This is a genomic window from Streptomyces sp. NPDC059832 (assembly GCF_042731715.1).
Lineage (GTDB): Bacteria > Actinomycetota > Actinomycetes > Streptomycetales > Streptomycetaceae > Streptomyces.
Genome location: NZ_JBHWIY010000004.1, coordinates 256,119 through 268,100, shown reverse-complemented (window position 1 = coordinate 268,100; position 11,982 = coordinate 256,119). Strand labels below are relative to the sequence as shown.

Genomic DNA, 11,982 nt, shown 5'->3' with positions numbered 1-11,982 from the left:
TAAGTGGTGTGGTCACAACGGAGTTGACACTTCTCGGAGTGCCGTCGCCGGCATCCGCACTCCCACTCGGGTGCGCGTCACCACCAACTGCCCCTCCTGCGGGTACGCGTGCCAGGTGCGCCATCGCACCTGGCCCTCGGTCCGCTGGGCGAGCATGGCGGTGAAGGCGTGCGGGCTGCCGGGGAACGTCCCGGCGAGACCGTGGGGATGGTCGGCCACCAGCGCGAGGAGCTCCTGCGCGCGCCCCGCGAACGAGCCCTCCGAGAGCGTCTCGACACGTGCCGCGAATTCGTACTCCCATTCCCCGAGCCGCTTGGAGACACCGAGCGGAAGCGGCGTGCTACTGCCGGGGATACAGGCGACGGTTTCGGAACAGGTGCCGCGGTCCTCTTCGAGGAGTACCTGGTGGGAGGCGCCGAGCAGGCGCATCTGCAGCCTGGCACCCGCGAGATCGAGATCGAGCACGGCCAGGGCAGGGAGTGGTTCCCGCCCGAGCGCCCAGGCCAGGTCGGCAGCACGGGTGTCGGAATAAGCCGTCTGGAGGGTCGTGAGCATGAGTCGGCTCCGCAAGCAAGCATGGACACATGGACAGGGGACGCCCCCGACGTGATGCACGTGGGAGGTGGGTAGCGCCCGATCAGGTCCAACTGGGGTCCGAGGGCTGAATTTTCTCTCAACCGAGGGAACCACGAATAAGTCGTATCCACAGGGTTTTTACCCAACTTGCCGTGGTTTCCATCCCCTCGGGGGCCCCTCGGATCACCTGTTCACCGGCAACTCGCAAAAAGCCCCAACAAAAAGGTGCCCGGCGGGAGTTCACCCGCCGGGCACCTCCGGAACCAGCGGTCCGGGTCAGCTGCCTCCGCCGCATCCGCCCCCGCCGCCGCACGAGGAGCCACCACCGCAGGAGGAGTGACCACCGCCGCACGAATGCCCTCCGGAGTGCCCACCGGAATGCCCGCTGCCGCTTCCGCAGGACGAACCGCCGCCGCCGTCGCCCCCGGCCCACCAGCTGCCTCCCGCGGCGCTGCCCGCGGTCCCCCGCCGCGTGCCCCGCCTGCCCGCCTTCGACCGGTTCCCGGCTTTCACCAGGACCGAGACGAGCAGCACGATCAGACCGACCGCGATCACCACTGCGACAAGAACCTTCACCGACCTCACGTCCTTCCGTCCCCCGAAGCGAGGTCCCCCCGCTCCCGTGCGCTTCCTGCGTGTGTGGGGGATGCCCCCGCCCCCGAACCGCCAAAGCAGACTTGAGCAACTCCAGAGCTTCCGCGCAGGATGGCAGCCATGACACAGGGACGACCGCTGCTCAACCGCCGCCTCGCCGAGTTCGGTACGACGATCTTCGCGGAGATGTCGGCGCTCGCCGTACGGACCGGCTCCATCAACCTCGGCCAGGGCTTCCCCGACACCGACGGCCCCGAAGAGATCCGGGAGGCCGCGGTCCGGGCGCTGCGCGACGGCCACGGCAACCAGTACCCGCCGGGCCCCGGCGTCCCCGAACTGCGCACCGCGATCGTCGAGCACCAGCAGCGGCGCTACGGCCTCACCCACGACCCCGACACCGAGGTCCTGGTCACCGCCGGCGCCACCGAGGCCATCGCCGCCGCCATGCTCGCCCTGCTGGAGCCGGGCGACGAGGTCATCGCCTTCGAGCCGTACTACGACTCGTACGCCGCCTGCGTCGCCATGGCGGGCGGCGTACGCGTCCCGCTGACCCTCCGCGCCCCGGACTTCCGCCCCGACCTCGACGCCCTCCGGGACGCGATCACGCCCCGCACCCGGCTGCTGCTGCTGAACAGCCCCCACAACCCGACGGGCATGGTCCTCACCCGCGAGGAGCTGACCGCCATCGCCGCACTGGCGGTGGAGCACGACCTCCTGGTGGTCACCGACGAGGTCTACGAGCACCTGGTCTTCGAGGGCGAACACATCCCGCTGATCTCCCTGCCCGGCATGCGCGAGCGCACGGTCTCCATCTCGTCCGCCGGCAAGACCTTCTCGTACACCGGCTGGAAGGTCGGCTGGGTCACTGCCGCCGCCCCGCTCCTCGCCGCCGTCCGGACGGCCAAGCAGTACCTGACCTACGTCAGCGCGGGCCCGTTCCAGTACGCGATTGCCGAAGCGCTGCGCCTCCCGGACGCGTACTTCGACGGCTTCCGCGCCGATCTCCGCCGCAAGCGCGACCTGCTCGGCGACGGCCTGCGGGCGGCCGGGTTCGAGGTCCACCGGCCCCAGGGCACGTACTTCATCACCACCGACATCACCCCGTTCGGCGAGAAGGACGCCTACGCCTTCTGCCGTGCGCTCCCCGAACGCTGCGGCGTCGTCGCCATCCCCAACTCCGTCTTCTACGACGACCCCGACGCCGGCCGCAGCCAGGTCCGCTTCACCTTCTGCAAGCGCGACGACGTCCTCCACGACGCGGTCGGCCGCCTGCGACGACTGGCGCCCTGAAACCGGCGCACCCCGGGGCGGCGGCCGCAAGGACCGCCCCCCCGGGGTGGGCTGTCACTGCCGTACGGGACTCAGGCGCCCGAAGGGGTCGGGTCCTCGCCGTCCGCCTTCTCCTCGGCCGGGGCCAGGCCCAGACGCTCCTGGAGCCACTTGTCGAACTCGATCGAGGCGCGCACCCAGCTGACCGTCGACGAGACGAAGTGCTCCAGGCTGACGCCCGTACCGATGAGCATCTGCGCCTCACCGATCAGACGGACCGAGGTCTCGGTGTCCTCGGAGCCCTCCTCGGGCTCGTGGGTGTGCGTGTAGACCTTGGGCCACAGGGTGCGGCGGTTCCAGTCGTCGATCGCGTCGAGGAGGACCGGACGCTGGTCCGCGGCGTGCGGGCGGTCGTAGAACGTACGGACCGAGAAGACCTGCTGCTCGTCCTCGCCCCGGAACATGAAGTACGTGCGGAAGTCCTCCCACGGCGCCGCGAGGTCGCCCTCGTCGTCGAGGACGTACTTCAGCTCCATCTGGTCGAGAAGCTGCTTGACGAGGTCCTGGTCAGGGACAACGGGGCCCTCGGGTCCTGCCGCCTGCGGTTCGGGCTGGCCCCCGAAATTCGGAATCGAGGACGGATCGATAGACATCGCTGGGTACTCCTGTGGATCGCACGTGGTTTCCTGCCGACGACCCTAGCCGCGTTTCGCCGGACAGGCCTTACGCCCTCCGGGGAATCATCTCCGCATCGGCTCCCCGCGCCCGTGTCCAGGCGGCGGCGGCAAGAATCGCGCACAGCACCCCGAGTAGTCCGGACGCGCCGATGGTGTTGGCCGACGAGCCGGACAGCTCCGTCGCCACACCCCCCACGGCGACACCGATCCCCTGCATGGCGGTCACCCCCGTCCTGGCGAGCCCCAGCGCCTGGCCACGCCGGTCGGCCGGGGTCAGGAGCACGAAGGTGGCCCCGGCGGTGATCTGGTAGGCGGAGCACACCCCGGCCACCAGCAGCAGGAACATGGCCGCGCCCACGCCGGGGTCGAGCCAGTAGGCGAGCAGCGGCAGATTCGCACCGATCGCCAACGGCCCGAGCAGGCGGCGCCGCGACTCGTCGCCGACCTTGGCCCGCCCCAGCAGGGCCGCGCCCAGCACCATTCCCGCCGGATGCGAGGCGAGCAGGAGTCCCACCGAGGAGGCGCCACCGCCGGCCTCGTCCGCGAACGGGGCGGCCAGTCCTTCCGGCAGGACGACGAACCCCGCGAGCCATCCCAGCGCGAGCAGCGACCGGAGCCTGCGGTCCGACCAGATCAGCGCGGCGGCACCCCCGACCTGTGCGCCGAGCCGCGGCTTGCGGGCGTCGGCACTGGCCGCGGGACGGGCCTTCACGCCGAACCTGACCAGGGTCGCCGAGAGCAGGAAGGTCACCGCGTTCACGCCCAGGGAGAGGTTGCTGCCCAGCCACGCGGCCAGCAGACCGCCGCCGGCGAAGCCGGCCAGCTGTCCGACCTGGTTGGTGATCTGCATGACCCGTTGGCCGCGTTCGTACCGCTGCGTACCGAGCACGGTGGGCAGCAGTGCGCCCTGGGCGGCGCCGAAGGGTGCCTCGGCCAGCTGCGCGAGCACCAGCAGCCCGGCGAGCAGCGGCAAGGGCATCCCGGGCAGGGCCATCAGCCCGACCATCACCATCCGCACCAGGTCGCAGCTGATCATGACCGTACGCCGGGGGAAACGGTCCGCCAGGCCGGACAGGAGCACCCCGGACAGCAGAGCGGGCAAGGTGGTCAGCGCGTACGTCGCCGCGGTCCATCCTGGCGAGTCGGTGCGTTCGAACACGAGCAACGACAGGGCCACGCGTGCCAGCTGGTCACCCAGGATCGACTGGGCATAAGCAGCCCAAAGCGTACGGAATTCGCCAAGGTGAAAGAGATTGTCAGATCTGGGCTTTTCAGGCCCCGGCTTTATCTCATCGCCCATCCGCTCGTTCATGCGGGCACGCTACCGACTGCCGAATTCGGCCCCCAACCCTGCTTGCGAGCAGGCCCCGACGGACGCTCCGAGGTGTCCTGATTATTCGCGCACCGCCAGGCGGACACTGCCCGCACCCGAGCAGAAGTCCCTTGTCAGAGGCGGGTGATGCGTCCCGGGACGGCGCCGGGTCAGGAGATGCCACCCATCGGTGCGGAGCGAGGCGTTTGGCGCAATATCGATGTTGAACAGTGGATCATCGATGACGGCGGCCATTTTCTCTTTCTCCCGAAATCACCGCAATCCCTCGCCCCTCGCACGGCGGCCCCGACGTGTCCCGGCCGGGACGCGCGCCCTTCCGCCCGCTGGTACGGACGGCATGCCCCCGGCCGGGACCCACGGTCCTCCGGCCGGGGACTTGCCGTCCTCCGGCCGGGGACCCGGCGTTAACAGGCCATGTGCCGCCTACAAGGTGCTGTCCGAGGTCGCGGGCCCGACGAGCAGGCCGTCCCCGACCCGGTCCACCCGGACGGTGTCCCCGTCCTTGACCTCGCCCGCGAGGATCTCCTTCGCCAGCCGGTCGCCGATCGCCGTCTGGATGAGACGGCGCAGCGGCCGGGCCCCGTAGGCCGGGTCGTTGCCCTCCTCGGCCAGCCAGGCCAGGGCCTCGGGCGTGACGTCGAGGGTGAGCTGCCGGTCGGCCAGCCGCTTGGCGAGCCGGTCGATCTGGAGCTGCGCGATGTGCGCGAGCTCGTCGCCGGACAGGGCGGAGAAGACCACCAGGTCGTCGAGCCGGTTGAGGAATTCCGGCTTGAACGAGGCCCTCACGACCTCCAGGACCTGTGCCTTCTTCTCCTCGGGCTTGGTCAGCGGGTCGACCAGGAACTGGCTGCCGAGGTTGGAGGTCAGGATCAGGATGGCGTTGCGGAAGTCCACCGTCCGGCCCTGGCCGTCGGTGAGCCGGCCGTCGTCGAGCACCTGGAGCAGGATGTCGAAGACCTCGGGATGGGCCTTCTCGACCTCGTCCAGCAGCACGACGCTGTACGGGCGGCGGCGGACCGCCTCGGTGAGCTGGCCGCCCTCCTCGTAGCCGATGTATCCGGGCGGGGCGCCGACGAGCCGCGCCACGCTGTGCTTCTCGCCGTACTCGCTCATGTCGATGCGGACCATGGCCCGCTCGTCGTCGAACAGGAAGTCGGCGAGCGCCTTCGCCAGCTCCGTCTTGCCGACACCGGTCGGGCCGAGGAAGAGGAACGAGCCGGTGGGCCGGTCGGGGTCGGCGATACCGGCGCGGGTACGGCGCACCGCGTCCGACACCGCCCGCACCGCCTCGCCCTGCCCGATGAGGCGCTTGCCGAGCTCGTCCTCCATGCGCAGCAGCTTCTGGGTCTCGCCCTCCAGCAGGCGTCCGGCGGGGATGCCGGTCCAGGAGCCGACGACATCGGCGATGTCGTCCGGGCCGACCTCGTCCTTGACCATGGTGTCCTTGGCGGCCTCCTGCTCGGCCTCGTTCGCCTCCGCCAACTCCCGCTCCAGGCCGGGGATCTCCCCGTAGAGCAGCTTGGAGGCGGTGTCGAAGTCGCCGTCGCGCTGGGCGCGTTCGGCCTGGCCGTGCAGTTCGTCGAGGCGCTCCTTCAGCTCACCTACGCGGTTGAGGCCCTGCTTCTCCTTCTCCCAGCGGGCGTTGAGGCCGCGCAGCTCCTCCTCCTTGTCGGCGAGGTCGCGGCGCAGCTTCTCCAGGCGCTGCCGGGAGCCGGGGTCGGTCTCGTTCTTGAGGGCCAGTTCCTCCATGTGGAGGCGGTCGACGGCGCGCTGGAGCTCGTCGATCTCGACGGGCGAGGAGTCGATCTCCATGCGCAGCCGGGACGCCGCCTCGTCGACCAGGTCGATGGCCTTGTCGGGGAGGAAGCGGGAGGTGATGTAGCGGTCGGACAGGGTCGCTGCGGCCACCAGCGCGGAGTCCGCGATGGAGACCTTGTGGTGGGCCTCGTACCGGCCCTTGAGCCCGCGCAGGATCGCGATGGTGTCCTCGACGCTCGGCTCGGCCACCAGCACCTGCTGGAAGCGGCGCTCCAGGGCGGGGTCCTTCTCGATCCGCTCGCGGTACTCGTCGAGCGTCGTCGCGCCGACCATGCGGAGCTCGCCGCGGGCCAGCATCGGCTTGAGCATGTTGCCGGCGTCCATGGCGGAGTCGCCGCCGGCGCCCGCGCCCACGACGGTGTGCAGCTCGTCGATGAAGGTGATGATCTGCCCGTCGCTCTCCTTGATCTCGGAGAGGACGGTCTTCAGCCGCTCCTCGAACTCGCCGCGGTACTTGGCGCCCGCGACCATCGCACCGAGGTCGAGCGAGACGAGCCGCTTGTTCTTCAGGGACTCGGGGACGTCGCCCTTGACGATGCGCTGGGCGAGGCCCTCGACGACGGCCGTCTTGCCGACGCCGGGCTCACCGATGAGCACGGGGTTGTTCTTGGTGCGGCGGGACAGCACCTGGACGACGCGGCGGATCTCCTGGTCGCGCCCGATGACCGGGTCGAGCTTGCCCTCGCGTGCGGCCGCGGTGAAGTCCGTACCGAACTTCTCCAGCGCCTTGTACTGGCCCTCCGGGTCGGGTGTGGTCACCCGTCGCCCTCCCCTGCTCTTCTCGAACGCGTCCAGCAGCCTCTTCGCACTGGCCCCCTGCCCACTGAGGATCTCACCGGCGCGGCCGCCCTCGGCGGCGATGCCGATCAGCAGGTGCTCGGTGGAGATGTAGTCGTCGCCGAGCTCCTTCGCGCGCTGCGCGGCATCGGCGATGACGGCGAGCAGCTCGCGGTTGGGCTGCGGCGGGGCGACGGTCGAGCCCGTGACGCTGGGCTGGGCGCCCAGGAGCCGCTCGGTCTCGGTGCGTACGGCGATCTGGTCGGCCTCGACGACGGCGAGCAGATCGATGATGTTCTCGTTGTCCTCGCCCGCGAGCAGCGCGAGCAGCAGGTGCCCGGGGGTCAGATCGGGGTGCCCGTCCTTCACGGCCCTGCTGGTGGCCGCGTTGATGGCGTCCCGGCTCTTGTTGGTCAGCTCGGCGTCCACGTGCGCTTTCTCCTCCTTGCGGTGGCTGGCTCTCTCCACAACACTGACTTAGTCAACGTGCATAAAGTTGAGTCTATTCCACTCAAGGCGATGTTGAGTCCAATCCACTCAACTTGATGCCGGGAGCTGTCCGCGCCAGGAACCTGCCCCTTGTTCCACTGCTTCGAGTGAACCGGCCGCACCGGCCCTCCGCCACCGCAGCGGGACCCACGGCGGGACCGGCGCCGCGCCCGCGCTGCCTACGCTGTCCCCATGGCAGTCGACGTGACGAACCCCGGCCCCGAGTACCTCGCCTTCTGGCGCGCACGCCATGTGTGCACCCTGACCACGCCCCGCCCCGACGGCACACCTCACGTGGTGCCGGTGGGTGTCACGTACGACCCCGAGACCAGGCTGGCGCGGGTCATCACCGGCAAGAACACCCGGAAGGCCGCCAACGTCCTGGCCGCGGGCCCGGACGGCGCACGGGTCGCCGTCTGCCAGATCGACGGGCGCCGCTGGGCGACGCTGGAGGGGCGCGCGACGGTGCGCACGGAACCCGAGGCGGTGGCCGACGCCGTACGCCGCTACGCCGAACGCTACGAGCGCACGCCGAAGCCCAACCCGGACCGGATCGTCATCGAGATCGCCGTGGACCGGGCGCTCGGCAGGGCCTGACCGGCCCGCGGACCGCGAGCCGCGCCCGGCGGGGCGGGCGCGGCCGGGAAAAGCACAACGGCGCCATCGTGTTCAGGTCACGATGGCGCCGTTGTGTGGGGGAGTGACTGAGCGACATGGAACGACGGGGGATCGCTCAGGCACTGCGGGGGGTGGCGGAAATAGTCTCTGGCTCGAACAGCTGGTGGTCCCGCCGGTCGAGGTTGACGAAGATCATGTCGTACCGAATCGCACAGCGAACGGGCTGCGGGGCTCCACGCGGCTTGCGGAGGCAACGGTAGGCACGTACTTCGTCGTCTTCTTCACGTGCGACAACGATGGGGTCGCCGAACAGAGTGACCATCAACGAGTCGCCACAGTGGGGGATGGCAGTGACGAGATCGATGAAATGCCAGCCTGATCGGTAGGCCGTGGCCATCTCTCGCCGGAAGGTCCGGTCGTCCGGCGGGATGGTCATGCGCCCGGTTGGGTCGGTGCGACGACCCAGCTGATCTCGTCGGACGCGACCGACGTCCCGGAGAGCCAGCTGATCTCGCCGGCAGGGCTCGCGGCCTCGACGCTCCAGCTGATCTCGCCCGGCCCGGCGCCCGCTTCGGTACTCCAGCTGATTTCGCCGCCGGCCTTGGCGGCCCCCGAACCCCAGCTGATCTCATCGCTTCCCAGTACGCCGAAGCCCAGGGCCGCGACGAATGAGACGGCAAGCGCCGAGCGAAGCAATCGCTTATACATAGTCGGCTTCGTCCTCACTTGTGGATTCTTCTCCCCCGCACCTAAGACGATGTCTCACCTGGGCACACGAACACCACCGAGTCGATGCATCATGTTCCTGCATGTTCAGGAACCTGGGGGGTGGAGATATGACCACAAGCAACACAAAAGGTACGCATCCTCACGGGATCACCGAACTATGCGAAGACGGAGGACGTCTCTACGCCAGTGCGCTGCGCTCCGGCCGGATATCGCGGGCCGAGGTGGCCACCGCGCCCTGTCTGATGGACTTCGCCCTGCTGCATCCCGACCCCGACGACGCCGAGTGGCTCCGCCCCGTCCCGCCGTCCGCGGCGCTGGCACAGCGGTTGAACCCCATCGAACGCGAGATCCAGGAACGCAGAAGACTGTCCCTGGAATTGGCCGAATCGTTCGAACCCTTCATGGACATCAGCGCCCAGGATCCCCCCATCACCCACGCCATCACGGTGCTGGAGGGCAGCAACCGCATCAACGCGGCCCTCGACCTCGCCACCGCCGAGTGCCGCACCGAGGTACTCACGGTCCAGCCGGGCGGCGACCGGGGCGAGGACCGCCTCCGGGAGGGCCTGGAGCGCGCGCTGCTGGTGGTCGACCGCGGGGTGGGCATGCGCACCCTCTACCAGCACACCGTCCGGCACAGCCAGGGCACGCGGGCCTACGCGGAGCGCCTGGCCGACGGCAAGGTCGAGATCCGCACGCTGGAAGAGCTCATCTCGCGCCTGATCGTCTTCGACCGGGCCGTCGCGTTCATCCCGGCCAGCGACGACGACCAGGTCGCCCTCGAACTGCGTCACCCGGGACTGGTCGAGTACCTGATCAAGGTCTTCGAACAGCTGTGGAACCGTGCGTCCCCCCTCCTGGAGGAGCTCCCGTACGACCCGGCCCCCCAGGGCATCAGCGGAGTTCAGCGCTCCATCGCCCAACTCCTCGTAGAAGGCCATGTGGACGACTCGATCGCCCGCCGCCTCGGCATGAACGTCCGCACCTGCCGGGCACACGTGGCCAAGCTGTCCGCCGTCCTGGGCAGCACGAGCCGCGCCCAGCTCGGCTACCTGATCGCCCAGTCAAGGATTCTCGACCAGGATTCCTGACCGGCCGGCACCTCGCGCCCCGCTCTCGGCGGAGTACGTGGCCGCACGACAGGTAGGCGTGGCCACGCTCCGGACGAGTCGGTGGTCGCCAGTTCCTCCGGCACCCCCGCTCCACCCAGCCCTTAGGCTTCCACCACCGTCATCTTGCCGAGCTGCCGAAAGCGGGGGTCACGAATGGGCAGGGATGAAGACACAACGGCCCATGCGCACGGGGGACGTGAGCTGTGCGATGCGGCCGTCAGGATCTACACGGAGGCTCTGAGCGCGGGGCGGATCCCCCGGGCCGCCCTCGAACCCGCTCCCTGCCTCACCGAGTTGACGCTGGTCCACCCCGACCCGCACGACAGCGCCTGGATGCTCCCGGTACCACCGTCGGCCGCCCTGGCCCACCTGCTGCAGCCCGTCATACGGGAGGTCCACGAGCGCATCACGCTCTCCGTGGCGCTGGCCGACTCGTTGGCTCCACTGGCCTCCGTCGCCAGCACCGATCCCAACCTCGCGATCACCGTCCTCGAAGGCTTCCCGCTCATCGACGGAACCATCCACAGCGCCCTGAGCGACGCACGGGAAGAGGTCCTGACCCTCCAGCCCGGCAGCACCCGGCCGGCAGAACAGCTCAGGAAGGGACTGGACCGCGCCCTGACGATGGTGGAGCGGGGCGCCAGGCTCCGCCACATCTACCAGCATCCGGCGCGCTACAACCCGGCTCTCAAGGCCTATCTGGACGAGCTGCCACTCGGCCGCATCCAGGTCCGCACCATCGAGCAGACGGTCGAGCGACTGCTCATCTTCGACCGCACCGTGGCCTTCATCCCCGCCAACGCCGAGCGCGACGTGGCCCTGGAGATCCGCCACCCCGCGCTCGTCCGCTATCTGATCCAGGTGTACGAGGTCCTGTGGGCCCAGGCCACCCCGCTCACGGAACCTCTGCAGGCGGCCCCGTCGAGCACCTCCGTCACAGCGGCCCAGATGCGTATCGCCCGCCTGCTCGCCGAGGGAGACGCCGACCAGGCGGTGGCCCACAAGCTCGGCATCAGCGTCCGCACCTGCCGTGCCCACATCTCCAAGCTCATGCAGAACCTCGGCGCCACCAGCCGAACCCACCTCGGGGCCCTCCTCGTCCGCTCCGGGCTCACCGAGACCGATCCGCCGCGCGCGTAGCACCCTTCCTTCGGCGAGGAACGGCCGGAGAAAGGGCGCCGGCAAGCCGCTCACCGACGAGCCGCACGCCCGCCCCACCCCGCGAGCAACTCCTCCCGCTCCGCGCGACCGGGAGTGCCGCCGCCATGGATGCGTCCCCAGGCGAGCAGTGCGGCGGGGGTGGCCCGGCCGGTCACGTAGGCATCGAGCAGGTCCTGCGACAGCCGGTGCTCGGCGGGGCTGTAGGAGGCGGTGGCCGCGATGACGGTCAACTCCACCTCCCCCTCGGGGGTTTCGAGGCGTACGAACATCGCGGGGCCGTCGTCGCCGCCGCCGAACGCCGATGTGATCACGGTGTCCAGCAGAATCCCGGCGGTCCTGGCCACCGAGGACCGCACGGGCGCACCGGCCACCGATACGCGCCGGATGTCCTGCCACGCCCACCGGCCGCGCTGGTCCTCCCCGAGCCCGGTCAGGCCCTCCTCGGTGAGCAGGACGCCGGGGCCGGGGCTGTTCGGCGGAGCGCCTATGTGGGCGGCCGTGTCGGTGATCCAGAAAAGACCGACCATGGACATACGTGACTCCTGACTGCGCCGACGGGCGGGGTCATGACAGGCCCCCGCCCATGGTCGCAAGCCGTGATCGAACCGGGGTCGGGTTCCGGACGCCGCCCCGCACCGCGGGCGTACGACGAAGGGCCGGGAAGCCGACCCGTAAGTCGGCTCCCCGGCCCTTCCTCGCGCGGGTGGGCGGTCCACCGGGGGGAGGGGGGGGAGGGGGGGAAACGGGCAGGGGGGGGGACGGGGGACGGCCCCCCCGCAACCCTTTTGTCGGGCCCCGAAGTCGACGCGGTGAAGACAATTCGGTGGAG

The 11,982-nt window shown here is 70.0% G+C and carries 11 protein-coding genes; 4 read left to right on the top strand and 7 right to left on the bottom strand.

Annotated features, from left to right (window positions below):
• Positions 1-12: 12 nt before the first annotated feature.
• A complete protein-coding gene (locus ACFV8T_RS09080; RefSeq protein WP_385325925.1) occupies positions 13-555 on the bottom strand; it encodes a DUF2617 family protein in 543 nt (180 codons plus the stop codon).
• A 726-nt stretch (positions 556-1,281) separates the two neighbouring features.
• On the opposite strand from ACFV8T_RS09080, the gene ACFV8T_RS09075 reads away from it, so the two are divergent.
• Positions 1,282-2,460 carry a pyridoxal phosphate-dependent aminotransferase gene (locus ACFV8T_RS09075; protein ID WP_385325923.1) on the top strand — a complete coding sequence of 393 codons (1,179 nt, stop codon included), beginning with the start codon at positions 1,282-1,284 and terminating at the stop codon, positions 2,458-2,460.
• 71 nt (positions 2,461-2,531) lie between these two features.
• On the opposite strand, the gene ACFV8T_RS09070 is transcribed toward ACFV8T_RS09075, so the two are convergent.
• The 3 genes from ACFV8T_RS09070 to clpB form a co-directional block, all read right to left on the bottom strand.
• Positions 2,532-3,092 (bottom strand): YbjN domain-containing protein, encoded by a 561-nt coding sequence (locus tag ACFV8T_RS09070; protein ID WP_385325921.1) that lies wholly within the window; start codon positions 3,090-3,092, stop codon positions 2,532-2,534.
• Between the two features lie 70 nt (positions 3,093-3,162).
• Complete coding sequence (locus ACFV8T_RS09065) at positions 3,163-4,416, bottom strand: MFS transporter (protein WP_385326244.1); 1,254 nt, start codon at positions 4,414-4,416, stop codon at positions 3,163-3,165.
• A 456-nt stretch (positions 4,417-4,872) separates the two neighbouring features.
• The gene (gene clpB / locus ACFV8T_RS09060) at positions 4,873-7,473 is read right to left on the bottom strand and encodes an ATP-dependent chaperone ClpB (protein WP_385325919.1); all 2,601 of its coding nucleotides are present in this window, start codon (positions 7,471-7,473) and stop codon (positions 4,873-4,875) included.
• Between the two features lie 252 nt (positions 7,474-7,725).
• Here clpB and ACFV8T_RS09055 point away from each other — a divergent pair, with 252 nt between their 5' ends.
• The gene (locus ACFV8T_RS09055; protein WP_266417325.1) at positions 7,726-8,130 is read left to right on the top strand and encodes a pyridoxamine 5'-phosphate oxidase family protein; all 405 of its coding nucleotides are present in this window, start codon (positions 7,726-7,728) and stop codon (positions 8,128-8,130) included.
• 136 nt (positions 8,131-8,266) lie between these two features.
• Here ACFV8T_RS09055 and ACFV8T_RS09050 read toward each other — a convergent pair whose 3' ends face one another.
• Positions 8,267-8,587: a (2Fe-2S)-binding protein gene (locus ACFV8T_RS09050; protein WP_072487853.1), complete on the bottom strand. Its 321-nt coding sequence runs from the start codon at positions 8,585-8,587 to the stop codon at positions 8,267-8,269.
• The gene (locus tag ACFV8T_RS09045) at positions 8,584-8,877 is read right to left on the bottom strand and encodes a 5'-nucleotidase (protein WP_385325917.1); all 294 of its coding nucleotides are present in this window, start codon (positions 8,875-8,877) and stop codon (positions 8,584-8,586) included. Before ACFV8T_RS09045 ends, ACFV8T_RS09050 begins: the two co-directional genes overlap by 4 nt.
• A 110-nt stretch (positions 8,878-8,987) precedes the next feature.
• On the opposite strand from ACFV8T_RS09045, the gene ACFV8T_RS09040 reads away from it, so the two are divergent.
• Together ACFV8T_RS09040 and ACFV8T_RS09035 are read left to right on the top strand one after the other, a co-directional pair.
• Complete coding sequence (locus ACFV8T_RS09040; protein WP_385325915.1) at positions 8,988-9,971, top strand: helix-turn-helix transcriptional regulator; 984 nt, start codon at positions 8,988-8,990, stop codon at positions 9,969-9,971.
• A gap of 174 nt (positions 9,972-10,145) precedes the next feature.
• Positions 10,146-11,132, top strand: coding sequence for a LuxR C-terminal-related transcriptional regulator (locus ACFV8T_RS09035; protein WP_385325913.1), 987 nt, complete (start codon positions 10,146-10,148; stop codon positions 11,130-11,132).
• Between the two features lie 50 nt (positions 11,133-11,182).
• Here the strand turns inward: ACFV8T_RS09035 and ACFV8T_RS09030 are convergent, their stop codons facing one another.
• Positions 11,183-11,686: a hypothetical protein gene (locus tag ACFV8T_RS09030; RefSeq protein WP_385325911.1), complete on the bottom strand. Its 504-nt coding sequence runs from the start codon at positions 11,684-11,686 to the stop codon at positions 11,183-11,185.
• Positions 11,687-11,982: the final 296 nt, after the last annotated feature.